The organism is Stenotrophomonas sp. 1L-E-5-B-C3, from assembly GCF_057292075.1.
In genome coordinates this window covers 40323-65401 of the sequence record NZ_JBXAWS010000006.1, presented here as the reverse complement: position 1 = coordinate 65401, position 25079 = coordinate 40323, and the positions used below count along the sequence as shown (strand labels likewise).

The following is a 25079-nucleotide window of genomic DNA, read 5'->3' as shown; positions in this document are numbered from 1 at the left end:
TGCCGGATTCGTCGGAAGCTGGGCTTCTGGCCCTGAGTAACTTCCAACGAAATCAATCCCTTATATCGCCCCCCGAGTGTAACAGAATAAACAGCCTGATGACCGCCCAAGACCCTACCAAGCCCGCTGGCGACAAGCCTTCCGTGCGCATGATCACCGTTCCCGCCGACCGTGCCGGCCAGCGCCTGGACAATTTCCTGCTCGGCCAACTGAAGGGCGCCCCACGCAGCCTGGTCTACAAGCTGGTGCGCAGCGGCCAGGTACGGGTGAATGGCGGCCGTGCCAAGGCCGAACGCAAGCTGGAAGCGGGCGATGAGGTGCGGGTGCCGCCGATCCGTCTCAGTGAGGAAGGAGACAAGGCCGGTCCGCCGGAGGCGTTCATGCGCCGCCTGGAGCAGGCCATCGTCTTCGAGGATGCCCGCCTGCTGGCCCTGAACAAGCCGACCGGTGTGGCCAGCCACGGCGGCAGCGGCATCAGCTTCGGCGCCATTGAGACCCTGCGCGCCCTGCGCCCGGGGCAGACCCTGGAGCTGGTCCATCGGTTGGATCGCGACACCTCGGGCCTGCTGATTGTGGCCAAGAAGCGCTCGGCACTGAGCGAGCTGCAGGCACTGCTGCGTGAAGACCATGGTGCCGGTATCCGCAAGCGCTACCTGACCCTGCTGGCCGGGCGCATGCCCGACGGTGTGATGACGGTCGACGCGCCGCTGCACGTGGGCCTGCGCCAGGGCGGCGAGCGCCATGTGCAGGTCAATGCGATCGGCAAGGAATCGATCAGCCACTTCCGCGTGCTGGAGCGTCGCGGTGGTCATTCGTACTGCGAGGTGCGCATCGAAACCGGTCGCACCCACCAGATCCGCGTGCACGCCCAGCATCTGGGGCATCCGGTGGCCGGTGACGATAAATACGGCGATCCGGCAGTGAACAAGCGGCTTCGTGAGCAGATCGGGCTGAAACGCCTGTTCCTGCACGCAGCCTCGCTGGAGTTCGCGCTGGACGCGGGCAAGACCCCTTACGTGCTGAACGCGCCGCTGGCGGATGAGCTGGTCGAGGCGTTGGACCGGCTTCGCTGAAGGTGGTGCCGGTCACTGCCGTCAGGCATGGCCTGGCGCTACCTGGGGCCGGTAGATCCACGCCATGCGTGGATGCGGCTTGCGGGGCCGCTCACCACTTGAACAGCACCAGGCTGATCGCCAGCGTGCCCATGCCTGCCACCAGCCCGTACACCGTCTCGTGGCCCTTGGCATAGCGCTTGGCCGCCGGCAGCAGCTCATCCAGCGCCAGGAATACCATCACGCCGGCGATCAGCCCGAACACCCAGCCGAAGGTGGCGTGCGACAGTGATCCGGACAGCAGCCAGTAGCCAAGCGCCGCACCCACCGGTTCGGCCAGGCCGGACAGAAGGCTGGCACTGAACGCGTAGAACTTGTTCTGGGTGGCGAAGTACACCGGCACCGCAATGGCGATGCCCTCGGGAATGTTGTGGATGGCGATGGCGAAGGCCAGCGGCATGCCCACCGACGGGCTCTCCAGCGTCGCGAAGAACGTTGCCAGTCCTTCCGGGAAATTGTGCGCGGTGATCGCGATCGAGGTCAGCAGGGCGACACGCTTCAGGTACTCGCGGCTGTTCTCGCGGAACGCCGGGTCCTGTTTGTCCAGGCTGTCATGCGGGTTGGGGATGAAGTGGTCGATCAGCACGATCACGATCACGCCCAGCAGGAAGGCCAGGGTGCCGTAGGTGAAGCCGGTGCGCTCGCCATAGGCCAGCGCGAACGACGCAATGGACTTGTTGAGGATCTCCGACAGCGACACATAGACCATCGCGCCGCCGGCGAAGGCCAGGCCGAACGCCAGCAGGCGCGGATTGGGTCGGCGCGAGAACAGCACCAGCAGGCTGCCGATGGCGGTGGCGAGGCCGGCCGCGAGGGTGACCGCCAGCGCGATCCAGACATTTTCGGGGGGAATGTGCAGCATGTACCGACGCGATCCTGGTCAACAGACAACCGCCCCGGACAGGGCCGGGGCGGCAAGGGCGAGGCGGGCGTCGGCTGGCCTCGTCGGGTGCGGGCGATCAGCCGCCGCGGCGCAGGCGTTCTTCGACCGCGAAGCACTGGTCCGGCTTCGGCTGCGGCGGGTTGAAGCTGACCGGCACCTGGATGGTGGCGGGCACCGGCTGGCCATTGCGGGTGGCGGCGTTGAACTGCCAGCCCTGTACCGCGGTCTTGGCCAGTTCGTCCAGCTGCGGGTTGCCGGCGCCGGTCAGTAGGGCGACCTCGCTGGGCTTGCCGTCGGTGCCGATGGTCACCTTGAAGGTGCTGGTACCCCCCACGCCCATGCAGGCCAGTTCCAGCGGGTACTGCGGCGGCGGCGTCTTAACCGCAGCCACTTCTGTCGGCGGCGGCGGTGGCGGGGCCGCCGGTTCGGACGCGCCACAACCGGCCAGGCCGGTCGCAGCGATCAGGGACAGGCTCAGCAGGCGTACGTTCATGGCAGTTGCTCCGTCAGGGCCGAAGTCTTGGCCGCGCAGATGAAGTCGTTTTCGCTCAGGCCGCCCACGTCGTGGGTGGAAAAGCGCACGACCGCGCGGTCGTAGTGCACGCCCAGGTCCGGGTGATGGTCCTCGTGGTGGGCAATCCAGGCCAGCGCGTTCACGAAGGCCATGGTGGCGTAGTAGTTCTTGAAGCGGAAGGTGCGCAGCAGCGCCTGGCCTCCCTCGCTCAGCTCCCAGCCGGGAACCTGCGGCAACAGTTCGGCCAGGCGGGCTTCGCCGAGCTTGTGGTCGCTGCCTTTGCGCGGCACGCAACGGGCCTGGGCCAGCGGAATCAGGTCGGCCATGGGAATCTCCACCTCGTGTTGACTGAACAATGCGCCGGACGGTGTATAAACCGAATGAGCGGCTGACGCTTACTTGGCTAGAATAGCCTGATGATCCAGATCTCCGACACTGCCCAGACCCATTTCCGCAAGCTGATCGAACGCGAGGGCGCGCCCGGCATGGGCGTGCGCCTGAGCGCGGTCGATCCCGGTACCCCGCGCGCCGATGCCCGGCTGGAGTTCGCCGAGCCGAGCGACCTGCTTGGTGACGAGTGGGCGGTGGACTGCGATGGCTTCACCCTCTACGTCGATGCAGCCAGCGTGGGTTGGCTTGACGGTGCCGAGATCGACATCGTCGCCGGTACCGCGGGCGCCCAGCAGCTGACCATCAAGGCACCGCGCATCAAGGGCGAAGCGCCCGGTGATGCCGCCTCGCTGGTGGAGCGCGTGCACTGGGTGGTGGAAAACGAAATCAACCCGCAGCTGGCGTCGCATGGCGGCAAGGTAGCGGTGCAGGAAGTCTCGGCTGAAGGCGTAGTGCTGCTGCGCTTCGGTGGTGGTTGCCAGGGCTGTGGCATGGCCGATGTGACCCTCAAGCAGGGTATCGAGAAGACCCTGATGGGCCGCGTGCCGGGCGTCACCGCTGTGCGTGACGCGACCGACCACGACAGTGGCCACGCGCCGTATATTCCTCGCGGCAACGCCGCCTGATCGCTGACGCGTGCCTCTGACCCGGGCCGAGCAACTCATCGATCTTCTGCTGGCGCGCCAGCAGCCAAGCGCCGTCCTCGAAAAAACCACGCGCCTGCCGTATGGCTGGGCGCTGTGGCTGCGCTCGCTGGGCCCGCTGCCGCGACCATTGCACGCCCGCGATGTCATTGCGGTACTGCTGCCGCGCCCGCTGCCTGGCCCGCCTGGCCGGTTGCCTGCGTTGTCCCCCTGGCAGGCGCTGCGCCGCTTGTTCTGGCAGGACTGGGATGCGGCGCCGCGCGACCAGCGCTGGATGCGTTGGATCTCGGCACTGGCCAGTGCGCTGCTGCACCTGCTGTTCTTCGTACTGTTGCTGTGGGTTGCCGTGATCCGCACCAGCGAGCCGGAGCAGGAGGGTGCCGAAGGCGAGCGTGTGCAGGTGGAGTTCGTGGGTCGCGCGAGCCAGGAAGGCGGCGGCGATCAGCCGGGTGCCCAAGCTGCTGCGGCGGCACCGGCCGGCCAGGTTGCCGTCGGCCAGGAAGCAGGGACAGCGACTGCGCCTGAGCCGCGTCCTGCGGCCGCGTCATCGCCTGCGCCCGCACCGGCTCCAGCACCGACAGCCAGCGTGCCGCCGCCGCCGGCCGAAGCCGAACCCGCACCGGTTGCCGCGCCGCCGCCGTCGCCGGTGCAGGCCACCGAAGTAGCCCAGGCCAGCACCGATTTCGTGGTGCCACCGGTCAGCGTGCCGCGCACCGAGGTCAGCATCGTGCCGCGCGATACCACGCCCACGGTGCGCGAGCGCAGCGTGCAGCCGGTGCAGGCACCGCCGACGTCCACGCCGGTGCAGGCGCCTGAGGTTGCGGTGCGGTCGCCGCAGTTGCGCGAGATCCAGGTGCAGGAGCGCGAAGTCAGTGCGGTCGACGCGCCGGTTGCGCCGCAGCCGCTGCGCACGGCCGACGTGCAGGTGCGCGTGCCGCAGCGCGACGTGCAGGTGCGCGAGCGTGAAGTGCAGGCGGTGGTCGATCCGCAGGTGCGGATGGCAACCGTCGCCGGTCGTGAACCGGCGATGCATGCGCCGGCGGGTCGTGACGTAAAGGTGCGCGAGCGCGAAGTAGCCTCGGCACCGGCGGCAGCCCCATCGTCTTCCAGTGGGAATGCACCCGCGGCAACGCCCGCGCCGGCAGCCAATGGCAACGCGACGCAGGCGAGCAGCAGTACTGCGCGGCCTGCTGCATCCAGCACGACCCCGGCTCAGGCTGGAGCGCGCCCGGCGCCCAATCCGGGCAACTGGGCCACGCCCGCCAAGGGTGATGACTGGGGCGCGTCAAGCCGCAACCATGACGGCGCCGACAATGGCGCCCGCCAGGCCAGCACCGCGGGCAAGGGCAGTGGCCTGTTCAATGCCGATGGCAGCGTCCGCGTGCCGGGCCAGGAGGGCGAGGGTCGTGCCGAGCGCGGTGCGCCCGGTGGCGCCAACGATGGCTGGAGCAAGGAGCGCATCGCCGAGTCCGGGAAGTGGTTGAAGCGTCCACCTTATGACTACACGCCCACTTCGTTCGACAAGTACTGGGTGCCGCAGGAATCGCTGCTGGCCGAATGGGTGCGCAAGGGCATCAAGGCGATGGAGATTCCATTGCCGGGTACGAATTCGAAGATCTCCTGCGTGATCTCGATCCTGCAGGCGGGCGGCGGCTGCGGCCTGACCAACCCGAACATGCAGGACCAGCCGGCCGTGGCGCGACCGCCGCCGGACATCCCGTTCAAGAAAGAGCTGCAGGAAGATAACGGCAGTCGCTAGGAAGGGGCCGCGCCCCACACGCTGGCCGGCTCGCGCTTTGGTAGGTGCCAACCCTGGTTGGCACAGAAACGCCGACCAAGGTCGGCATCTACCAGGGCATCAGCGCATGCCGACCAAGGTCGGCATCTACCGGGGAATTGACCTCACGCGCTCTGCGACAGGAACACCCAGAACGGCACGTCACGGCCGACCCAGTCGCGGCTGGCTTCGTCCATCACGTCCAGCAGGGTATCGAAATCCTTCTGCGTGGTCGCACGGAATGCGTCGACATCGGCCAGGAACAGCGCATAGCCGTTGGCCGGCAGCCACTGCAGGTCGCGCAGATTGTCCGACAGCGCATCCCAGTTGCCGCCGAATCCCGCCGGGAAATCCAGCTGCGCAGCCAGACGGGCCAGCAGGGTGCGCTTGTCGGCCACGCCATCCAGGTCGATGCGGATCACCTTCAGGCCGGCATCGCGCATCGCTGCAGCCAGTGCGCTGATGTCGTCGCTGTCGATGGCATAGACGCCGGCATTGTTGATGTCATGCAGGCCGAGGCCGAAATCGTCGTGGCTCATTACTGCGCTCCCGGGGCCGGTACGGTGAAGCTGCGGAACGATGCGTAGTGGTCGTCGGTGTAGTACCACGCCTCCGGCGGATCGCCACCGGTGACGATGCGGCGCGTGCCGCGGGTACGCGCACCGGGGGTGTCAACAGTGTATTCGCGGTAGTAGCCGCGCGGGCGCTGCGGCAGTTGCTGTTCGCGGTTGCCGAAGGTGCTGCCGTCCTGGCGATGCGGGAACGGGCCGCCGCGCTGGATCAGGGCGATGGTCTGGCGTGCCTCGGCGGGCAGGAAGGCCGGCAGGCCGTTGTCATTGCTGCTTCGTGCAGCCGTTGCACGTGCCGCAGGCGCACTCTGCAGGTCCGGTGCGAACTGCGGCGCCGGAGGCCGCTGCATGAAATGGTTGACGACCAGGCCGAGCACGAGCAGGGCGATGGCGGTGATCAGCAGCCGGGGGTTGCGCATGGGCAGTGGCGGGCGAGGGTGGTGCACGCACTGTAGCGCCTGTGCGCTGCACGGTGCATGAGGAAGGCGATGCGTCACCGCTGCGTAACAATTGCCGTCATGCTCACCGGCAGGACGCAATTTCCTTTACATCCCCCTTGGTAATCTGGCGCTCTGTCCCCATCATTCACCGCGCAACGCCCGACACCGTCGGGTGCCCTCGCAATCAGGAGATGCATCATGGCCTATACCCTGCCCAAGCTGTCCTACGCCTACGACGCGCTGGAACCGCATATCGATGCGGCGACGATGGAAATCCATCACACCAAGCATCACCAGACCTACATCAACAACGTCAACGCGGCGCTGGAAGGCACCGAGTACGCTGACCTGCCGGTCGAAGAACTGGTGAGGAAGCTGAAGTCGCTGCCGGAGAACCTGCAGGGTCCGGTGCGCAACAACGGTGGCGGCCATGCCAACCACTCGCTGTTCTGGACCGTGATGGCTCCGAATGCTGGCGGCAACCCGGTGGGCGACGTGGCCAAGGCCATCGACAAGGACCTGGGCGGCTTCGACAAGTTCAAGGACGCCTTCACCAAGGCGGCGCTGACCCGTTTCGGCAGCGGCTGGGCCTGGCTGAGCGTGACTCCGGACAAGAAGGTCGTGGTTGAGAGCACCGGCAACCAGGACAGCCCGCTGATGGAAGGCAACACCCCCATCCTTGGCCTGGACGTGTGGGAACACGCGTACTACCTGAAGTACCAGAACCGTCGTCCGGAATACATCGGCGCGTTCTTCAACGTCATCGACTGGAACGAAGTCGAGCGCCGTTACCAGGAAGCGATTGCCTGAGAACGGTAGCGCCGGGCCATGCCCGGCGGCTTCAACAGAAGGCCGGGGGAGACCCCGGCCTTTTTATGTGTTTACCGCTGCGCTCGCCGGGCATGGCCCGGCGCTACCGTTGTGCGCCGCTTGCCGGGTAGCGCAGGGCATACCCGGCGAGCGCAGCGTCACGGTCATTCCGTCGTGGCCGTATCCCCCTGCAGGCGCAGGGTCGCCATCACGCCCAGGCGCAGGCCGGGCAGGTCGCCGTCGGCCGGCAACAGGATCGGCTGCTGGCGGATGCCGCCGAAGTGCTTGACCTGGAACAGCACGTCCAGGCCATGGCCACTTGCGCCGCCGCCACTGGCCGCCGGTGCGCCGGGATTGCGCCGGGCCGGCTGGAAGCCGGGCGTGCTGCGCACCAGTTCCACCGTGTTGGCCGAGAAGTCGCCAGCGATCAGGCTGGGCATGCCCTCGGCGGTGGCGCTGATCCAGGTCATCAGGTCGCTGGTCTGGTGCTGGCGGGCGATGGCCTCGTCCGGGTCCGGGCGCAGGCGCGCCACGTAGACGTTGAGCAGCGACGCGCCCAGCTTCAGCCGCATCATGCCAGCCGCGCTGAACGTGCCGGGCGGGTGCAGCAGGGTCACGCCGTCCTCGCTGACCGGCAGCCGGGTCAGCATCGCGTTGCCATGCCGCAGCGGCTGGCTGGGCGGATCGGCGGTGACGAAGTCGCAGCTGTAGCGGAGCCGGCTGGCCAGCCAGCAGGCCGGATTGCGGCCCTGCTGCTGCAGCACCTGCTGCACCGAGATCACGTCCGGCTGCAGCTCGGTCAAGAGCTGGGCGACCTGCTCACGGCGCAGCTTCCACTGTGCATCGTCGCGGCTGGGCAGTTCCAGCGCGGCCACGGTCAACTGCCGTGGCCCGCTTTCGCCGGTGGCGGCACCCGGCGCCTGTGGTCGCGCCTGGGCCTGCCACGCCAGCAGCAGCGCAAGGCAAGCGAGCAGGAGGCGGGCGAGGGCGGGGGGGCGCATAACGATAAGTTTACGCTTTTGTCGTGCAGGTTCCGTGACTTCCGGCAGGGGATGTTGTGTCTGCCACGGATTGGCACCGTTGTCATGCAGCCCTGCAGCGTGCTTCGCAAGCCCGGGTTCCGGTAATCTTGCGCCTTTCGCTTTGCAGGAATGCCTTACAGGATGAGCCACGACGCAGTTGCCCCCATCGCCGGCCAGGGAAAGATGCCGCGCCAGATCCCGTACATCATCGGCAATGAGGCCTGCGAGCGGTTCAGTTTCTATGGGATGCGCAACATCCTGGTGCAGTTCCTGATCACCTCGCTGCTGCTGCAGGAAATCACTGCGGAAGGCCGTGCCGGTGAAGCCAAGGACATCATGCACAGCTTCATGATCGGCGTGTATTTCTTCCCGCTGCTCGGTGGCTGGCTGGCTGACAAGTTCTTCGGCAAGTACCACACCATCCTCTGGTTCAGCCTGGTCTACTGCGCCGGTCACCTGTGCCTGGCGTTGTTCGAGAACAGCCGCGAAGGCTTCTTCCTCGGCCTGGGCCTGATCGCGCTCGGTGCCGGCGGCATCAAGCCGCTGGTGGCCTCGTTCATGGGCGACCAGTTCGACCAGAGCAACAAGCACCTGGCCAAGATCGTTTTCGACGCCTTCTACTGGATCATCAACTTCGGCTCGCTGTTTGCCTCGCTGCTGATCCCGCTGGTGCTGAAGAACTGGGGCCCGCAGTGGGCGTTCGGCATCCCGGGCATCCTGATGTTCATCGCCACCTTCGTGTTCTGGCTGGGCCGCAAGCGCTACGTGCTGGTGCCGCTGCCGCCGAAGGACCCGCATTCGTTCGCCAACGTGGTGCGTACCGCCCTGACCGCGCGCGTCGCCGGCCAGGGCCGTCCGGGCCTGGTGATCGCCGTGCTCGGCCTGGTACTGGCGGCAGCCTCGTTCGGCCTGGTCGGTTCGCTCGGCATCGTGATCTGCCTGTGCCTGGCGCTGGTCGCCATCCTCGCTGGCATCGGTGGCGGCACCTGGCTGCAGCTGGACCGCGCCCGCGGCCAGCATCCGGCCGAAGCCGTGGAAGGCGTGCGTTCGGTGCTGCGCGTGCTGGTGATCTTCGCGCTGACCACGCCGTTCTTCTCGCTGTTCGACCAGAAGGCCTCGACCTGGGTCCTGCAGGGCCAGCAGATGCAGATGCCGAGCTGGTTCACCGCCTCGCAGATGCAGGCGCTGAACCCGCTGCTGGTGATGATCCTGATTCCATTCAACAACCTGGTGCTGTACCCGGCCCTGCGCCGCTTCGGTTTCGAACCGACCGCGCTGCGCCGCATGACCGCCGGTATCGCCTTCAGCGGCCTGGCCTGGATCGTGGTGGGTGGCATCCAGGTGGTGATGGATGGCGGCAATGCGATGTCGATCTTCTGGCAGATGCTGCCGTATGCGCTGCTGACCTTCGGTGAGGTGCTGGTCTCGGCCACCGGCCTGGAGTTTGCCTACAGCCAGGCGCCGCAGGCCATGAAGGGCGTGGTAATGAGCTTCTGGAACCTGACCACCACCATCGGCAACCTGTGGGTACTTCTGTCCAACGCCGCGGTGCGCAACGACACGGTGACCCACCAGATTGCCGGAACCGGGCTGAGCGAGGCGGCGTTCCTGATGTTCTTCTTCGCCGGTTTCGCTTTCATCGCGGCGTTGGCTTTCGGTTGGTACGCGAAACGCTATCGTATGGTCGACAACTACCGTAGCGCCTGAGCCTGACATGACCCCCGTCAATCTGCTGTTGATCGCCGTCACCGCCATCCTGTCGTGGATGGCGTTCAACAACCGCAAGCTGGCCGACCGCCTGATCCTGTGGCCGCCGGCAGTGGACCGCCACCGCCAGTGCGACCGCCTGGTGACCTATGGCTTCATCCATGCCGACTGGTCGCACCTGATCTTCAACATGATCACCCTGTTCTTCTTCGGGGGCTTCATCGAGAGCGTGATGGTGCAGCTGACCGGCAGCTACCTGACCTACCCGGCGTTCTACATCGGTGCGCTGGTGGTTTCGATCCTGCCCAGCTACCTGAAGAACCAGAAGAACCCGAACTACCTGAGCCTGGGTGCGTCGGGTGCGGTGTCGGCGGTGTTGTTCGCCTTCATCCTGATCAAGCCGTGGTCGATCATCCTGGTGTTCTTCATCCCGGCACCGGCCATCGTGTATGCCGCGTTCTACGTCGGCTACAGCATCTGGATGGACAAGCGTGGCGGCGACCGCATCAACCACAGTGCGCACCTGGCCGGCGCGGCATTCGGCGTGATCTTCATGCTGGCCATGCAGCCGAGCATCTTCACTCACTTCCTGCGCGAACTTTCCAACCCGACCTTCCGCCTCGGCGGCGGTTGAAGGTGGCTGGGGTCGGGTCCGCTGGATCCGGCCCCGGGTTGGCCCCCGCTCCTGTTCAGGCGCGGGTCTGCTGGCCGTAGGTGTCCTGCAGGCGAGCGAATACCTCCTCGCCGATGCGCTGGAAATCCTGGTCTTCGGTCTGCCCTTCCACCGCCAGTTGCAGCAGGCCCTCCAGCAGGGCACGGTCGGTATCGGAATGGGTATCGCTGGGGTGCATGGGAGCCTCCACGGTGGTGCGCATGGTCAACGGTCGCAAGGGTCGTGCCAGCCTGGCCGTACCCCTCCACATGCGATAGCGGCCGCCCGCCCTCCAGCTTGAGGGTCGGGAACTGACGTGAATGGATCGGACTTGCCCCTGTTCAGGCTTCACGCGATCATGGCGCCCGGCTGCGCACCATCCACGCAGTCGTCGCAGGAGACAGCTCCATGGCTTCGGTCACGCCCCCCGGTCTGGCCTACGAGGTCGAACATGATCTGGCCAGCCACCGCTTCACCGCCCGCGTGCGAGGACAGCTGGCGGTGCTCGACTACCAGATCAAGCGCAGGCGCATGGTCATCACCCACACCGAAGTCCCCGAGCCGATCGCCGGCCGTGGCATTGCCGGTGAGTTGACCCGCGTCGCGCTGCGTTTCGCCCGCGAACAGAAGTACAAGGTAGTGCCGGCGTGTTCGTACGCCGAGGCCTTCCTGCAGCGGCACGAGGAGTATCACGACCTGCTCGTTGGCTGAACGCCAGCGGGTCACGCTTCAGCCATGGCAGGCGATGATGTACAAACATGAACAGGGGATCCCGATGAAGATTGGAAACAACCGGCCACTGCACGGCAGCGTGCTGGCCGGCGTGGTGGGCGTGCTGTTGCTGGCCGGTTGCCAGCGTGAAAGCGAGCCGGCAGCGGCGACCGACGCGGCGCCTGCCGCCGAGGCCACTGCGGCAGGTGAAACGCCGGCTGCGGAAGCGCCGCTGGACCTGCGCGATGTGATCGAGAACAACGAGCGCGAAGTGGTGGGCATCAGCTATCCGGCCGGCATCGACCGTTACCCGGGCCTGGCGCGCGCGCTGCAAGGCTACGCCACCAATGCACGCAGCGATCTGCAGCAGGCGCTGGACGGGCTGGGCAACGACAAGCCGACCATGCCCTACGAGCTGTCGCTGAGCTTCGAGAAGCTGCTGGAAACCCCGCAGCTGGTGGTGGTCAGTGCCGATGGCAGCCGTTATACCGGTGGCGCCCACGGTGAGCCGCTGGTGGCGCGCTTCGTGTGGCTGCCGCAGCACCAGCAGATGCTCAGCGCCGAAAAGCTGGTGGCCGATGCCAAGGGCTGGAAGGCGATCAGTGACTTCGTCGCCGACCAGCTGCGCGAACGCGTGGCGACCCGCCTCAGTGGTGAGGACATGGACCCGGCCCAGCTGCAGGAATCGCTGCGCAACGCATCGCGCATGATTGCCGACGGCACCGGCCCGCAGGCCGACAATTTCAGCCAGTTCCAGCCGCTCACCGACGACAAGGGGCAGATCACCGCGCTGCGCTTTGTTTTCCCGCCGTACCAGGTGGGTCCATACTCGGACGGCACCCAGACCGCCGATGTACCGGCGGCGGTGCTGTTGCCGCACGTGGCCAAGGACTACGTGGAGCTGTTCGCACGCGGTTGACCGCAGTCGAGGAGGTGGCGTGGATACAGGGTTGCAGGAGCGGGTTGCCGGCCTGCTGCAGGAAGCCGGGGTCCGCATCGGCGGTACCCAGCCACAGGATATCCAGGTGCATGACCCGCGCTTCTTCGCGCGGGTCATGGCGCACGGCTCGCTTGGCCTCGGCGAGAGCTACATGGACGGTTGGTGGGATGCCAACGTCCTGGACGACTTCCTTGTCCACCTGATGCAGGCGCACCTGGACGAACGGGTGCACGGTTGGCGCGAAGTGGCCGATGCACTGAAAGCGCGCCTGTTCAACCTGCAGGTGGGACAGGGCAGCTACGAGGTGGGCCGCCGCCACTACGACCTCGGCAATGATCTCTACCAGGCCATGCTGGGCCAGCGCCTGGTCTATAGCTGTGGCTACTGGCGCAATGCCGGCGATCTCGACGCTGCGCAGGAAGCCAAGCTCGACCTGGTCTGCCGCAAGCTGGGCCTGCGCCCGGGCCAGCGTGTGCTGGATATCGGTTGCGGCTGGGGCGAAGCGCTGAAGTTTGCCGCCGAGCGCTACGGCGTCAGCGGTGTCGGCGTGACCATTTCGCAGGAACAGGCCGAGTTCGCGCGCGAACTATGCGCCGGCCTGCCGATCGAGATCCGCCTGCAGGACTACCGTGAACTGGACGAGCCGTTCGATGCGATTTTCTCGATCGGCATGTTCGAACACGTCGGCGACAAGAACTACGCCAGCTTCTTCGAGGTGGCCAGGCGCTGCCTGTCGTCACGCGGCCTGCTGCTGTTGCACAGCATCGGCACCAACATTTCGCGGCATCGCACCGATCCTTGGATCGCGCGATACATCTTCCCCAACTCGATGCTGCCATCGGCGGTGCAGATCACAAAGGCGTTCGAAGGCCGTTTCGTGCTGGAGGACTGGCACAACTTCGGCACCGACTACGACCTGACCCTGCAGGCCTGGCGGCGGAACGTGGAAGCAGCGTGGCCGCGGCTGGACGAACGTTACGACGAGCATTTCCGCCGCATGTGGCGCTTCTACCTGGCCGGGTCGATGGCCACCTTCCGTTGCCGGCACGCGCAGCTGTGGCAGCTGGTGCTGTCGCCGGAGGGCGTGCCGGGTGGGTACGTGGCGCCGCGTTGACAGCCAGTAGATCCACGCCATGCGTGGATGCCCCAACAAAAAACCGCCCGGTCTCCCGGGCGGTTTTCGTTTCAGGCTACCGCGCGGGCGATCAGTTGCCGGCGCCGGTCAGGCCACGCTTTTCCAGCAGCGGTTCGATCTGCGGCTCGTGGCCGGCGAAATCGCGGAACAGCTGCATGGCATCCACGCTGCCGCCCTTGGACAGCAGGGTGGCGCGGAAGTGGTCGCCGTTCTTGCGGCTCAGGCCGCCGTTGTCCTTGAACCACTTCTGGGTGTTGGCGTCGAGCACTTCCGACCAGATGTAGGCGTAGTAGCCGGCCGAGTAGCCGCCCATGATGTGGCTGAAGTACGGGGTCTTGTAGCGGGGCGGGACCGGCGCGTAGTAGATGCCGTCCTTCTCCAGCGCGGCGCGCTCGAAGGCCATCACGTCCTTGGCGGCCGGCACCTGGTCGGCGCCGATCTGGTGCCAGCGCTGATCAAGCATGGCCGCACCCAGGTACTCGGTGGTGGCAAAGCCCTGGTTGAACTTGGCAGCGGCCAGCACCTTGTCCAGCAGTGCCTGCGGCATCGCCGAACCATTCTGGTAGTGCTTGGCGTAGTTCTTCAGGATGACCGGATTATCCGACCACATTTCGTTGACCTGCGAGGGGAACTCGACGAAGTCACGCGGCACCGAAGTGCCCGAGAAGTACGGGTACTTCACGTTGGAGAACATGCCGTGCAGGGCGTGGCCGAACTCGTGGAAGGTGGTGTTCACCTCATCCCAGGTCAGCAGGGTCGGCTGGCCGGCCGGCGGCTTCGGGATGTTCAGGTGGTTGGCGACCACCGGCTTGAAGCCGGTCAGCTTGGACTGCGAGACGTAGGAGTTCATCCACGCACCGCCGCGCTTGGAGGCGCGTGCATACGGGTCGAAGATGAAGATCGCCAGCTGGCTGCCGTCAGCGTCGAACACGTCGTAGACGGTGACGTCATCGTGGTAGACCGGCAGGTCGGTGCGCTGCTTGAAGGTCAGGCCGAATTCCTGGCCGGCGGCGTAGAACACGCCGTTCTCCAGCACGTTCTTCATCTCGAAGTACGGCTTCAGCTGCGACTCGTCGAAGTTGTACTTGGCCTGGCGCACCTTCTCGCTGTAGAAGGCCCAGTCCCACGGTTCCAGCTGGAAGGTCGGCTTGCGCGCGGCCTTCTGTTCCTTGTCGATCATCGCCTGCAGGTCGGCGGCTTCGCGCTTGGCATTGGCCACGGCGGCCGGGGCCAGCTTGCCCAGCATCGCATTGACCGCTTCGGGGGTCTTGGCGGTCTGGTTGGTCAGGTTGTAGGCGGCAAAGTTCGGGAAGCCCATCAGCTTGGCCTTGTCGGCGCGCAGCTGCATGATGCGCGAGACCAGCGCGGTGTTGTCGAACTCACCGCCGCGGCTGCCGCGGGTGGTCGAGGCTTCGTAGATCTTCTGGCGCAGGGCGCGGTTGGCCAGGTTGGTCAGCGGCGGCTGGCCGGTGGTGTTGAGCAGGGTGATCACGTACTTGCCTTCCAGGCCACGAGCCTTGGCGGCTTCGGCGGCGGCAGCGATCTGCTCCTTGGACAGGCCGTCCAGCTCCTTGACGTCGTCAACGGTGATCGCCGAAGCGTTCACTTCCGACTGCACGTTCTGGCTGAACTTGGTGCCCAGGTTGGCCAGTTCGGCGTTCATTTCCTTCAGCTTGGTCTTGTCAGCCTCGGACAGCTTGGCGCCGGCGCGCACGTAGTTGTCGTAGTACTTCTCGACCAGGCGCACGCCTTCGGCGTCCAGGCCCAGGGTGGTGCGGCTGTCATACAGCGCCTGGATGCGGGCGAACAGCTTGCCGTTCAGCGCTATCGCATCGCTGTGCGCGGCGAACTTCGCCGAGTAGTCGGCCTGCAGCTTCTTCCGGGTGTCGTTGGTGTCGGCGCCGACCAGGCTGAAGAACACGGTGGTCGCACGGTCGAGGATGTCACCGCTCTTTTCCAGGGCGATGATGGTGTTGTCGAAGGTCGGCTTGGCCTTGTTGTTGGCGATCGCCTCCACTTCCTTCAGCTGCTGCGCCATGCCGGCGTCGAAGGCCGGGGCGAAGTCGCTGTCCTTGATCTTGTCGAACTGCGGGAAATGCAGCGGCAGCGGGCTTTCGGCGAAGAACGGATTGGCCTGCTGGGCATGGGTGATGGCAGCCGGGGTGGCGGCGCCGGCCGAGAAGGCGGGCAGGGCAAGGCCGAGGGACATGGCCACGGCAAGGGCAAGGCGAGTGGTCAAGGTAGGAACTCCGGTAAGGCAAACAAGGGCCCGAGGGTAACCCGGCCCGGCGCGCCGGCACTTGTGTCAAAAGGCATGTTGCCTGGGCCGGGCGCGGGTACCATGCATTCACCGCCCACGGCCCGCTGCCATGACCACCGCCTACGATTTCAGCTTCCGCGACCTCGACGGCCAGCCCCAGGCCCTGGCCCGGTACCAGGGGCACCCATTGCTGCTGGTCAATGTCGCCAGCCGTTGTGGCTTCACCCCGCAGTACACCGGGCTGGAACAGTTGTGGCAGGAGTATCGCGAGCGCGGCCTGGTGGTGATCGGCTTCCCGTGCAACCAGTTCGGTGCACAGGAACCGGGCGACGCGGCACAGATCCGACAGTTCTGTTCGCTGGACTACCCGGTCAGCTTCCCGCTGTCGGAGAAGATCGAGGTCAACGGCGAGGGGGCTGACCCGTTGTGGGCGTGGCTGTCACGCGAGAAGCGCGGCCTGCTGGGCAGTGCCCGCATCAAGTGGAATTTCAGCAAGTTCCTGGTCGACCGCCAGGGGCAGGTGGTGTCGCGGCATGCGCCCACCACCAGGCCGGAGCAGCTGCGCGGCGAGATCGAAGCGCTGCTGTGAGATGAACCCAAAAAGGGGACGGAGGGGATTAAGTCGTTTGTGCACAAACGACTTAATCCCCTCCGTCCCCTTTTTTGCTTACTTCTCGACGAACGCGCGCTCGAACACGTAGTGGCCCGGCTGGCCGATACGCGGCGAGACCTGGAAGCCACGGGCATCGAGCACGCTGCGCAGGTCGGCCAGCATCTGCGGGCTGCCGCAGATCATCGCGCGGTCGTTCTCCGGGCTCAGCTCCGGCAGGCCGAGGGTGCGCTGCATCTCGCCGCTTGCCATCAGCTGGGTCAGGCGGCCCTGGTTGGCGAACGGCTCGCGGGTGACGGCCGGGTAGTACAGCAGCTTGTCGCCGATCATCTCGCCCAGGAACTCATGCTCGCGCAGTTCCTTCTCGAAATAGTCGCGGTAGGCCAGATCCTTCTCGTAGCGCACGCCGTGGCAGAGGATCACCTTCTCGAAGCGCTCGTAGGTTTCCGGGTCCTTGATGACCGACAGCCACGGCGCCATGCCGGTGCCGGTGCCCAGCAGATACAGGTTCTTGCCGGGGTGCAGATCGCTGATCAGCAGGGTGCCGGTGGGCTTCTTGCCGACCAGCACCTTGTCACCCGGCTTGATGTGCTGCAGGCGCGAGGTCAACGGGCCGTCCTGCACCTTGATGCTGAAGAACTCCAGATGCTCTTCCCAGTTGGCGCTGGCGATGGAATACGCACGCAGCAGCGGCCGCGCCTCGGTTTCCAGGCCGATCATCACGAACTGGCCGTTCTCGAAGCGGAAACCGCTGTCGCGGGTGAGGGTGAAGCTGAAGTAGGCATCGGTCCAATGACGGACCTCAAGCACCGTTTCGGCGCCAAAAGCGGAGGACATGGGCGTATCTATCGGAAGTCGTCGGGGTGATTCTATCTCAAATGAGACAGGTTCTCATTAGGCGGAACGAGAGGCGTTCTCAGCGGTAACCGGCCGCCTGCAGCTCGAACAGCTCGGCATAACGACCGCCCTCGGCCATCAGCTGCTCGTGGGTGCCGCTGGCCTCGATCCGGCCATCGGCCAGCACCAGGATGCGATCAGCCATGCGTACCGAGGAAAAACGGTGGGAAATCAGCACTGCGGTGCGATTATCCGCCAGTTCCCTGAACCGCTGGAACACCTCGAACTCACTTCGCGCATCCAGCGCCGCCGTTGGCTCATCCAGGATCATCACCTGCGCATTGCGCATCCATGCACGGGCGATGGCGATCTTCTGCCATTGGCCACCGGACAGGTCCACGCCCTGCTTGAAGCGGCGACCAATCAGCTGGTTGTAGCCGCCGGGCAGGTCGTCGATCACTTCCTCGGCCATGCCGCGCCGCGCGGCGTCGGCGATGCGTGCCTGATCGTCCATCGCCTCGACCTGGCCGACGCCGATGTTCTCGCCGGCGCTGAGGTTGTAGCGCACGAAGTCCTGGAAGATCACCCCGAGGTTGGCGCGCAGGTCGTCCAGGTCGTAGTCGCGCAGATCGCGGCCATCGAGCAGGATGCGGCCCTCGTCCGGTTCGTACAGCCGCGCCAGCAGCTTGACCAGGGTGGTCTTGCCGGCGCCGTTCTCGCCGACCAGGGCCAGCACTTCGCCGGCCTGCAGCTGGAAATCGAGGTGGCGTACCGCCCACTGTTCGGCGTCGGGGTAGCGGAAGCCGACGTTCTCGAACACGAAGCCCTGGCGGATCGGCTGCGGCACGCGTACCGCGCCCTCGCGCGAATGGATTTCCGGCTGGATCTGGAAGAACGAGAACAGGTCATCCAGGTACAGCGCCTGGCTGGCCACCTGCGAGAAACCGATCAGCAGGCCTTCCAGCAGCTGGCGCAGGCGCAGGAAGCTGCCGGCGAGGAAGGTCAGGTCACCGATCGAGAAGTCGCCGCGCACCGTGCGCCACGCGATGTAGGCGTACGCGGTGTAGTAGCCAAGCGTGCCCAGCGCAGCCAGCAGCGTGCCCCAGAACGCACGCCGCCGTGCCAGTGCACGGTTGGCCTGGAAGAGTGCTACAGACAACCTGCGATAGCGTTCCACCAGGAAGCGATGCAGGTTGTAGATCTTCACTTCCTTGGCCGTTTCCACGCTGGCACCCAGCTGGCGCAGGTAGTCGAGCTGGCGGCGCTCCGGCGTCCACTGGAAGTTGAGGCTGTAGCCGGCCGCATTGAAGTGCGATTCACCGATGAAGGCCGGCACCAGCGCCAGCACCAGCAGCAGGATCAGCCACGGCGCATAGACCAGCAGGCCGATGGCGAGGCTGGCCACGGTGATCGCGTCCTGTACCTGGCCGAACAACTGGCTCATCAGGTTCATCCGGCCCATGGTCTGGCGCCGTGCTCGGTCCAGCTTGTCCTGCAGGTCCGGGTCTTCGAAATCCTCCAGATCCAGCGTCGCAGCGTGCTCCATCAGCCGGATGCTGGTGACGTTGGCGAACAGCTCCGAGAGCAGGGCATCGGCGTAGCTGACCAGCCGGCCGAGCAGATCCGAGGCGATGGCCAGGCCGAATTCCAGCGCCAGCAGGCCCAGCAGCGGATTCAGTATGCCGCTGGACAGTGCCTCGCCCAGCGGCGGGAAGCCAGCGTCGTGCTGGCTCAGGTGCAGGGCGCTGTCGATGATCAGCTTGCCGACGTAGAGCATCGCCACCGGCAGCAGCGCACGGATCAGGCGCAGGCCAAGGCTGGCCAGGGTGAGCGTGGGGCTGGTCTTCCAGACCATGCGCAGGAACGGTGGCAGGTTGCGCATCGCCTTGAAGCGTTGTCGCAGGCTGGGCTTCTTCGCGGCGGCAGCGCCGGCGGTGGGGGTAGCAGGCATGCGCGTATTGTGCGCGCCCGACGCGTGCAGATGGGGTCAGTGCAGCCGTGTGGCCGACACCGGGGTCAGATCCCTTTGCGGAGCAAAGGGCTCTGACCTCATCTGCCCGGATCGGGTCAGAGCCCTTCGTAATGCGAAGGGATCCGACCCACCACATCCACGCATGGCGTGGATCTACCGTGTCGACCAAGGTCGACACCTACCAACAGCTGCAGAACCTGCCTGGCCCGGCTTGCCTCCCTTTACGGCAGCGGCGGCAGCAGCCCGGCGCCCAGCCGGTTCCAGGCGTTGATCACCGCAATGCCCATGCTCAAGTCGCTGATGCCCTTCTCATCGAAGTGCGGCGCCAGCGCATCGAACGCCGCCTGCGACGGCGCACCGTCGGTCAAGCGGGTCAGTGCCTCGGCCCAGCCCAGCGCGGCACGTTCGCGCGCATCGAAGAAGCGGCTTTCGTGCCATGCCGGCAGCGTATCCAGCTTGCGCGGCTCGATGCCGCCCTTGCGCAGCGTGGTGCCGTGCATGTCCATGCAGTAGCCGCAGCCGTTGAGCTGCGAGACGCGCAGGAACACCAGTTCCATCAACGTCGGATCGATCGAGCTTTCGTGCACCGCCTTGCTGGTGGCCAGCAGGCCCTTGAAGGCTTCGGCGGCCAGGCGGGTGTAAGGGACGCGGGGAGATGCGTGGTCGGACATTCTCGGCTCCACGGCGGCCACGATGGCCGCCTTTCACTACAAGGACGCCGCACCGTCACCGCGCGTGACAACCCCCGGCAGCTTTTCCGGATTCAACACGCTGTACACGTTGGCGATGCGGCCATCGACCACTTCGATGGTGGTGATCGAGTGCAGGCGATCGCCTTGGAAGCGCAGGATCGCCGGCTCGCCGTTGACATAGCCCAACTGCGCCGGGTGCACCGCGCCGCGGCGCGCGATGGCCCAGAACAGGCGGCCGATGCGTTCGGCGCCCAGCAGCGGGCGCACCGCTGCGGTGACCACGCCGCCACCGTCGGAGACCAGCAGCGCGTTGGCGTGCAGCAGGGCCTGGATCGCTTCGCTGTCGCCGCGCTGGGAAGCGTCCATGAAGCGCGTGAGCAGTTGCCGGTGCTGGCTGGCGTCGGCGTTGAAGCGCGGCCGCCCGGCCTGCAGGCGCTGCCGGGCACGATGCACCAGCTGCCGGCAGTTGGCCTCGCTGTGGCCGATCAGGTCGGCGATCTCGCGGTAATCGTGGTCAAAGGCCTCCTTCAACAGGAAGGCGGCGCGCTCCTCGGGGCCGAGCTGTTCGAGCAGGGTCAGGAAGGCGACCGATATGTCGTCGGCCAGCGCATGCAGCTGCGCCGGGCCGGGCGCCGGGTCGGGCTCCAGGGTGACCGCCAGCGGCTCAGCCAGCCACGGGCCGACGTAGTGCACGCGCTCGCGCTTGGCTGCGCGCAGCCGGTCCAGGCCGAGCCGGGTGGTGGTGGTGACCAGCCAGGCTTCGGGGTCGCGGACGGCCGCCGGGTCGGCGCCGGACCAGCGCAACCAGGCATCCTGGACCACGTCTTCGGCGTCGGCGCGACTGCCGAGCAGGCGGTAGGCCAGCGCCATCAGGCGCGGACGGTGGGTCTGGAAAGCGGTTTCAGCGTTCATGTGGGCAAGGACGCGCCAGCGGGGCGCGGCGTGACAGAGGGTTACAGGCCGGATCTCAGCGGGATTGGGGTCAGATCCCTTTCCAGGGGAAAGGGATCTGACCCCACCGACTCTACCCGCGGCCGGGGAGGGGGTAAAATGGGGGATTACCCCGCCAGCCTCCAGCAAGCGAGCAAGTCGTGACATCGATCAAGCAGGAAGACCTCATCCAGTCCATCGCCGACGCGCTGCAGTACATCTCGTACTACCACCCGGTCGACTACATCAAGAACCTTGCCGCCGCCTACGAGCGCGAGGAGTCGCCGGCAGCGAAGGAAGCGATGGCGCAGATCCTGATCAATTCGCGCATGTGCGCCGAAGGCCACCGTCCGATCTGCCAGGACACCGGCATCGTCACCGTGTTCCTGGAAATCGGCATGGACGTGCGTTGGGATGACGCCACCATGGGCGTGGAAGACATGGCCAATGAAGGCGTGCGCCGCGCCTACATGCACCCGGACAACAAGCTGCGCGCCTCGGTGCTGGCTGATCCGGCCGGCAAGCGCATCAACACCAAGGACAACACCCCGGGCGTGGTCAACGTCAAGGTGGTGCCGGGCAACACTGTCGACGTGATCGTCGCCGCCAAGGGCGGTGGTTCGGAAGCCAAGACCAAGTTCGCCATGCTCAACCCGTCCGACTCCATCGTCGACTGGGTGCTGAAGACCGTGCCGACCATGGGCGCCGGCTGGTGCCCGCCGGGCATGCTCGGCATCGGCATCGGCGGCACCGCCGAGAAGGCGATGCTGCTGGCCAAGGAAGCGCTGATGGAGCCGATCGACATCACCGAGCTGCAGGCCCGTGGTGCGTCCAACCGCATTGAAGAGCTGCGCCTGGAGCTGTACGAGAAGGTCAACGCGCTGGGTATTGGTGCGCAGGGCCTGGGTGGCCTGACCACCGTGCTCGACATCAAGATCAACGACTACCCGACCCATGCGGCCAACCTACCGGTGGCGATGATCCCGAACTGCGCGGCCACCCGCCATGCGCACTTCACCCTGGATGGCAGCGGCCCGGTGATGCTGGACCCGCCGTCGCTGGAGGACTGGCCGAAGCTGACCTACGATTCGTCCAAGGGCACCCGCGTGGACCTGGACACGATCACCCCGGAGGACGTGGCCAGCTGGAAGCCGGGCCAGACCCTGCTGCTCAACGGCAAGCTGCTGACCGGTCGCGACGCCGCGCACAAGCGCATGGTCGACATGCTCAACAAGGGCGAGGAACTGCCGGTCGATCTGAAGGGCCGCTTCATCTACTACGTCGGCCCGGTCGATCCGGTGCGCGACGAGGTAGTGGGCCCGGCCGGTCCGACCACGGCGACCCGCATGGACAAGTTCACCCGCCAGGTGCTGGAGCAGACCGGCCTGCTGGGCATGGTCGGCAAGGCCGAGCGCGGCCCGGCGGCGATCGAAGCGATCCGTGACAACAAGTCGGCCTACCTGATGGCGGTCGGCGGTTCGGCCTACCTGGTGTCCAAGGCGATCAAGGCGGCCAAGGTGGTCGGCTTCGCTGACCTGGGCATGGAGGCGATCTATGAGTTCACCGTGCAGGACATGCCGGTGACCGTGGCGGTGGATTCCACCGGCGAGTCGGTGCACAAGACCGGCCCGCGCGAATGGCAGGCCCGCATCGGCAAGATTCCGGTGGTGGTGGAGTAATTCCGCACGTTTCGTTTCAGACAACGGCGCCCGTGTGGCGCCGTTGTTGTGTGGTGAGGGTTAACGAACCTGCAGCATCTGCTCTGCTAGGCTCGGCGCGACCTCACACAGGACGTGTTCATGGGCCTGCATCGATTCATCGCCGTTGCGACCCTGCTGGCCCTGGCCGGCTGCAGTACAACCTCATCCTATGAAGGTGCGGATTTCTCCGCCTCCTCGCAGTGCCGCATGCAGTGCCAGGCCGACTATCGCAGCTGCATGGCGCGGGGCAGTATCGGCAGCAATGACTTCAGCTGCGAACAGCAGATGGTGCCGGCGCCGGACAAACGCTGCAAGGACGTTGCCAACCCCGAGCTGCGCCGTTCCTGTGAACTGAAGACGCACGACTGCGCGATACGCACGCCGATCATGTCCTGTAGCGAAGGCCGCGATACCTGCATGAGCAGCTGCGGCTGAGCGACGATTGCGCGCGTGGGCGCATAATCGGCTGATCCACCTGCACAGGATCTTCCGCATGAGCACCACGCTGTATGGTTCAACCAGTACCGCCGCGCTTGTGGTGCACTGGCTGCTGATCGAGCTGGGTATCGAGCACGAACTGGTGCTGCTGGATTTCGACGCGCGCGAGCACAAGTCGGCGGAGTACCTGGCGCTGAATCCGGCCGGCGTTGTGCCGACGCTGCTGATCGATGGCTTGGTACTGACCGAAGCGGCGGCGATCGCACTGTATCTGGCTGACCGCCATCCGGAAGCCAACCTGCTGCCGGCACTGGGTACGCCGCAGCGCGCCGATGCCTACCGCTGGATGTTCTGGTGTGCCAATACGCTGCAGCCGGCCTATCGGGCCTGGTTCTATCCGCACGAAATGGCGGGCGAGGCAAACGTGGAGGCCACCCGCGAGATGGCACGGCAGCGTCTGGAAGCTGCCTGGCAGCATGTGGCCACGCACCTGCAGGCGCACGGACCGTACTTGCTGGGTGCCACGCCCTGCGTGGTCGACTACATGCTGGTGATGCTGATGCGCTGGTCGCGCAATATGCCGAGGCCCAGCGACACCTGGCCGGTGCTGAAGGCGCACGCCACGACAATGAAGGCGCGCCCGGCGTTCTCCGAGGTGTACCGCCGCGAAGGCATCACCGACTGGCTGTAACCAGAAAAGGGGACGGAGGGGATTAAGTCGTTTGTGCACAAACGACTTAATCCCCTCCGTCCCCTTTTCCGTTACAGGATCTCCAGCACCGTTTCCGGTGGGCGGCACAGCCGCGTGCCCTTGGGTGTGCGCACCACGGGGCGGTTGATCAGCCGCGGGTGCTCGGCCATCGCCGCCAGCAGCGTGGCCTCGTCCGCATCTTCCAGGCCCAGTTCGGTGAACTGCGCTTCCTTGCTGCGCACCAGCGCCTGCGCGTCCAGCCCGGATTCGGCCAGTACCTGGCGCAGCGTGGCCACGTCGGGTGGGTTGCCCAGGTACTCGATCACCTCCGGCTCGAAGCCGGCATCGCGGATCAGCTTCAGTGCGCCGCGCGAATTGCTGCAGGCCGGGTTGTGCCAGATCGTCACGTCCATCAGAACCACTCCAGCAGGGACACGCCCACGCCCACGTAGGTGGCCTTGTGGTTGTAGTCGATCAGGCTTTCGCCGTAGCCGTCGAAGATCTGCACGTGGCCGCGCAGCAGGTTGCTGATCGGGAAGCCGTAATCCAGCTGCAGGGCACCGTGTGAGCGGCTGCCGGTACGCAGCGAATGGCGTGCCATCAACGAGACTTCGTGGCCGTTGCGGTTCCAGGTCAGGGTCGCATCACCGCGGCCCATGTAGTCCTCGATGTCCGGATTGTTGTCGTCGCTGCGGGTCTCGGGAATGCGGTACCACGGGCGCAGCACCAGCGCCCAGTTCTCGCGGTCCAGGCCGATGTTGAGCATCACCCGGTTCCAGCTGCGCGACAGTGGGTCGGCACGGCCGTTGGACTGGTGATTCAGCGCGATGCCGGTCATGCGCCCACGCCAGCCACCGATCGAGTAGCCGTTGCGGAACACCATCATCACTTCCGGCTCGTAGTTGGTTTCGCGGAACGGGCGCGAATCCTCGCCGTTGTAGGCCTGCCAGCGCGAGCTCTGGGTGTAGCCGGCCCAGATGTCGCCGTTGTCGCCGAACAGGTTCTCGGCGATCTTGGTCTTGAAGCTGATCTGGAACTTCAGCTCGGCACTGTCGAGCACCTGCGGCGTGGTGACCGTGTTGGCCGGGTTCGGCGAATGCGGCGTGGTGTTGCGGTCGCTGGTCCAGAACGCGGGCAGCAGGTACACCGGCTTGTACGCACGCAGCTGGAACGGGCCCAGTTTGGAGTCTTCGGCCAGTTCCCAGCGGCTGTCCAGCAGCGAACCGCGGCCGGCGTTGGCCAGTGCGCTGTCCGGTGTTGCCGGACGGAACAGGTCGCTGACACGTTCGCGCAGCTTCTCCTCGCCCTGGCTCACACGCGCAGTCTGGCGCTCTTCGCGACGGGCCTGCGCGGCCGCCTCGGCAGCGGCGTCGGCCGCAGCGGTAGCCTGCGGGGTGTGTGCGAACAGGCGGTCATAGCAGGCCAGGCGTGCCGCGTCGGTGGTGATGGCGGCACAGGCAGCCGGCGAGGTGTCGGTGCCGGGCGCGAATTCCTGCGCGGCCAGCGGAGCACTGGCCAGGGCCAGCGCCAACGGCGCAAGGCGGGGAAGCAGCGGGGGGAGGGTCATTCCAGCAGGCCCTTCGGTGAATACGGGGATCGCACAGTGTGGCGGCTGCACCGGATCACGGCCAGCCCCCACGGTT

At 66.2% G+C, this 25079-nt stretch carries 27 protein-coding genes; 13 read left to right on the top strand and 14 right to left on the bottom strand.

Annotated elements, in window-relative coordinates; all coding sequences use genetic code 11:
* Nucleotides 1-98: 98 nt before the first annotated feature.
* Nucleotides 99-1073, top strand: coding sequence for an RluA family pseudouridine synthase (locus AC0Z6F_RS09665; protein ID WP_485617184.1), 975 nt, complete (start codon nucleotides 99-101; stop codon nucleotides 1071-1073).
* Between the two features lie 91 nt (nucleotides 1074-1164).
* Here AC0Z6F_RS09665 and zupT read toward each other — a convergent pair whose 3' ends face one another.
* The 3 genes from zupT to AC0Z6F_RS09650 all read right to left on the bottom strand — a co-directional run bounded on the left by zupT (nucleotide 1165) and on the right by AC0Z6F_RS09650 (nucleotide 2835).
* Nucleotides 1165-1974: a zinc transporter ZupT gene (gene zupT / locus AC0Z6F_RS09660; protein ID WP_006377819.1), complete on the bottom strand. Its 810-nt coding sequence runs from the start codon at nucleotides 1972-1974 to the stop codon at nucleotides 1165-1167.
* A gap of 97 nt (nucleotides 1975-2071) precedes the next feature.
* Nucleotides 2072-2488, bottom strand: a complete 417-nt coding sequence (locus AC0Z6F_RS09655; protein ID WP_012511608.1) for an energy transducer TonB — start codon at nucleotides 2486-2488, stop codon at nucleotides 2072-2074.
* Nucleotides 2485-2835 carry a 4a-hydroxytetrahydrobiopterin dehydratase gene (locus tag AC0Z6F_RS09650; protein ID WP_006377739.1) on the bottom strand — a complete coding sequence of 117 codons (351 nt, stop codon included), beginning with the start codon at nucleotides 2833-2835 and terminating at the stop codon, nucleotides 2485-2487. Before AC0Z6F_RS09650 ends, AC0Z6F_RS09655 begins: the two co-directional genes overlap by 4 nt.
* Before the next feature lie 90 nt (nucleotides 2836-2925).
* On the opposite strand from AC0Z6F_RS09650, the gene AC0Z6F_RS09645 reads away from it, so the two are divergent.
* Both AC0Z6F_RS09645 and AC0Z6F_RS09640 read left to right on the top strand, forming a co-directional pair.
* The gene (locus tag AC0Z6F_RS09645; protein WP_006377738.1) at nucleotides 2926-3525 is read left to right on the top strand and encodes an NfuA family Fe-S biogenesis protein; all 600 of its coding nucleotides are present in this window, start codon (nucleotides 2926-2928) and stop codon (nucleotides 3523-3525) included.
* Nucleotides 3526-3535: 10 nt separating this feature from the next.
* Nucleotides 3536-5302 carry a hypothetical protein gene (locus AC0Z6F_RS09640; RefSeq protein ID WP_485617185.1) on the top strand — a complete coding sequence of 589 codons (1767 nt, stop codon included), beginning with the start codon at nucleotides 3536-3538 and terminating at the stop codon, nucleotides 5300-5302.
* A gap of 143 nt (nucleotides 5303-5445) precedes the next feature.
* Here AC0Z6F_RS09640 and AC0Z6F_RS09635 read toward each other — a convergent pair whose 3' ends face one another.
* Both AC0Z6F_RS09635 and AC0Z6F_RS09630 read right to left on the bottom strand, forming a co-directional pair.
* Nucleotides 5446-5859 (bottom strand): barstar family protein, encoded by a 414-nt coding sequence (locus tag AC0Z6F_RS09635; RefSeq protein ID WP_012511606.1) that lies wholly within the window; start codon nucleotides 5857-5859, stop codon nucleotides 5446-5448.
* Nucleotides 5859-6308 carry a guanyl-specific ribonuclease gene (locus AC0Z6F_RS09630; protein ID WP_006377728.1) on the bottom strand — a complete coding sequence of 150 codons (450 nt, stop codon included), beginning with the start codon at nucleotides 6306-6308 and terminating at the stop codon, nucleotides 5859-5861. Before AC0Z6F_RS09630 ends, AC0Z6F_RS09635 begins: the two co-directional genes overlap by 1 nt.
* A 219-nt stretch (nucleotides 6309-6527) precedes the next feature.
* Between AC0Z6F_RS09630 and AC0Z6F_RS09625 the strand changes: the two genes are divergently transcribed.
* Nucleotides 6528-7139: a superoxide dismutase gene (locus AC0Z6F_RS09625; RefSeq protein ID WP_012511605.1), complete on the top strand. Its 612-nt coding sequence runs from the start codon at nucleotides 6528-6530 to the stop codon at nucleotides 7137-7139.
* Between the two features lie 164 nt (nucleotides 7140-7303).
* Here the strand turns inward: AC0Z6F_RS09625 and AC0Z6F_RS09620 are convergent, their stop codons facing one another.
* Entirely contained in the window at nucleotides 7304-8140 is an 837-nt protein-coding gene (locus AC0Z6F_RS09620) for an endonuclease/exonuclease/phosphatase family protein (RefSeq protein ID WP_012511604.1), read from the bottom strand.
* A 162-nt stretch (nucleotides 8141-8302) separates the two neighbouring features.
* Here AC0Z6F_RS09620 and AC0Z6F_RS09615 point away from each other — a divergent pair, with 162 nt between their 5' ends.
* Both AC0Z6F_RS09615 and AC0Z6F_RS09610 read left to right on the top strand, forming a co-directional pair.
* Entirely contained in the window at nucleotides 8303-9868 is a 1566-nt protein-coding gene (locus AC0Z6F_RS09615; RefSeq protein ID WP_012511603.1) for a POT-type proton-dependent oligopeptide transporter, read from the top strand.
* A gap of 7 nt (nucleotides 9869-9875) precedes the next feature.
* Nucleotides 9876-10502: a rhomboid family intramembrane serine protease gene (locus AC0Z6F_RS09610; RefSeq protein WP_485617186.1), complete on the top strand. Its 627-nt coding sequence runs from the start codon at nucleotides 9876-9878 to the stop codon at nucleotides 10500-10502.
* 55 nt (nucleotides 10503-10557) lie between these two features.
* Here AC0Z6F_RS09610 and AC0Z6F_RS09605 read toward each other — a convergent pair whose 3' ends face one another.
* On the bottom strand, nucleotides 10558-10719 hold the full coding sequence (locus tag AC0Z6F_RS09605) for a hypothetical protein (protein WP_012511601.1): 162 nt from the start codon (nucleotides 10717-10719) through the stop codon (nucleotides 10558-10560).
* A gap of 209 nt (nucleotides 10720-10928) precedes the next feature.
* On the opposite strand from AC0Z6F_RS09605, the gene AC0Z6F_RS09600 reads away from it, so the two are divergent.
* Genes AC0Z6F_RS09600 through cfa form a run of 3 tightly spaced genes read left to right on the top strand, consistent with a single transcriptional unit; the run spans nucleotide 10929 to nucleotide 13285 of the window.
* A complete protein-coding gene (locus AC0Z6F_RS09600; RefSeq protein ID WP_006377679.1) occupies nucleotides 10929-11231 on the top strand; it encodes a GNAT family N-acetyltransferase in 303 nt (100 codons plus the stop codon).
* 37 nt (nucleotides 11232-11268) lie between these two features.
* Nucleotides 11269-12150 carry a DUF3298 and DUF4163 domain-containing protein gene (locus AC0Z6F_RS09595; RefSeq protein ID WP_012511600.1) on the top strand — a complete coding sequence of 294 codons (882 nt, stop codon included), beginning with the start codon at nucleotides 11269-11271 and terminating at the stop codon, nucleotides 12148-12150.
* A gap of 19 nt (nucleotides 12151-12169) precedes the next feature.
* Entirely contained in the window at nucleotides 12170-13285 is a 1116-nt protein-coding gene (cfa, locus tag AC0Z6F_RS09590; protein ID WP_012511599.1) for a cyclopropane fatty acyl phospholipid synthase, read from the top strand.
* A gap of 91 nt (nucleotides 13286-13376) precedes the next feature.
* Here cfa and AC0Z6F_RS09585 read toward each other — a convergent pair whose 3' ends face one another.
* Nucleotides 13377-15545: a M3 family metallopeptidase gene (locus AC0Z6F_RS09585; protein WP_180889267.1), complete on the bottom strand. Its 2169-nt coding sequence runs from the start codon at nucleotides 15543-15545 to the stop codon at nucleotides 13377-13379.
* A 130-nt stretch (nucleotides 15546-15675) separates the two neighbouring features.
* On the opposite strand from AC0Z6F_RS09585, the gene AC0Z6F_RS09580 reads away from it, so the two are divergent.
* Nucleotides 15676-16155, top strand: a complete 480-nt coding sequence (locus AC0Z6F_RS09580) for a glutathione peroxidase (RefSeq protein WP_012511597.1) — start codon at nucleotides 15676-15678, stop codon at nucleotides 16153-16155.
* Between the two features lie 78 nt (nucleotides 16156-16233).
* Here AC0Z6F_RS09580 and AC0Z6F_RS09575 read toward each other — a convergent pair whose 3' ends face one another.
* From AC0Z6F_RS09575 to AC0Z6F_RS09560, 4 genes are all read right to left on the bottom strand, one after another.
* Complete coding sequence (locus AC0Z6F_RS09575; RefSeq protein WP_012511596.1) at nucleotides 16234-17013, bottom strand: ferredoxin--NADP reductase; 780 nt, start codon at nucleotides 17011-17013, stop codon at nucleotides 16234-16236.
* Nucleotides 17014-17092: 79 nt separating this feature from the next.
* A complete protein-coding gene (locus AC0Z6F_RS09570; RefSeq protein WP_006377523.1) occupies nucleotides 17093-18964 on the bottom strand; it encodes an ABC transporter ATP-binding protein in 1872 nt (623 codons plus the stop codon).
* A 242-nt stretch (nucleotides 18965-19206) separates the two neighbouring features.
* The gene (locus tag AC0Z6F_RS09565) at nucleotides 19207-19656 is read right to left on the bottom strand and encodes a carboxymuconolactone decarboxylase family protein (RefSeq protein WP_485617187.1); all 450 of its coding nucleotides are present in this window, start codon (nucleotides 19654-19656) and stop codon (nucleotides 19207-19209) included.
* Between the two features lie 36 nt (nucleotides 19657-19692).
* A complete protein-coding gene (locus tag AC0Z6F_RS09560) occupies nucleotides 19693-20589 on the bottom strand; it encodes an RNA polymerase sigma-70 factor (protein WP_485617188.1) in 897 nt (298 codons plus the stop codon).
* Nucleotides 20590-20768: 179 nt separating this feature from the next.
* On the opposite strand from AC0Z6F_RS09560, the gene AC0Z6F_RS09555 reads away from it, so the two are divergent.
* From AC0Z6F_RS09555 to AC0Z6F_RS09545, 3 genes are all read left to right on the top strand, one after another.
* A complete protein-coding gene (locus tag AC0Z6F_RS09555; protein WP_006377486.1) occupies nucleotides 20769-22286 on the top strand; it encodes a fumarate hydratase in 1518 nt (505 codons plus the stop codon).
* Between the two features lie 120 nt (nucleotides 22287-22406).
* Nucleotides 22407-22742, top strand: coding sequence for a hypothetical protein (locus AC0Z6F_RS09550; protein WP_485617189.1), 336 nt, complete (start codon nucleotides 22407-22409; stop codon nucleotides 22740-22742).
* A gap of 58 nt (nucleotides 22743-22800) precedes the next feature.
* Nucleotides 22801-23436 (top strand): glutathione S-transferase family protein, encoded by a 636-nt coding sequence (locus AC0Z6F_RS09545; RefSeq protein WP_012511593.1) that lies wholly within the window; start codon nucleotides 22801-22803, stop codon nucleotides 23434-23436.
* A 71-nt stretch (nucleotides 23437-23507) separates the two neighbouring features.
* On the opposite strand, the gene arsC is transcribed toward AC0Z6F_RS09545, so the two are convergent.
* Complete coding sequence (gene arsC / locus AC0Z6F_RS09540) at nucleotides 23508-23849, bottom strand: arsenate reductase (glutaredoxin) (protein ID WP_012511592.1); 342 nt, start codon at nucleotides 23847-23849, stop codon at nucleotides 23508-23510.
* Nucleotides 23849-25003 carry a phospholipase A gene (locus tag AC0Z6F_RS09535; RefSeq protein ID WP_012511591.1) on the bottom strand — a complete coding sequence of 385 codons (1155 nt, stop codon included), beginning with the start codon at nucleotides 25001-25003 and terminating at the stop codon, nucleotides 23849-23851. Before AC0Z6F_RS09535 ends, arsC begins: the two co-directional genes overlap by 1 nt.
* Between the last annotated feature and the right edge of the window lie 76 nt (nucleotides 25004-25079).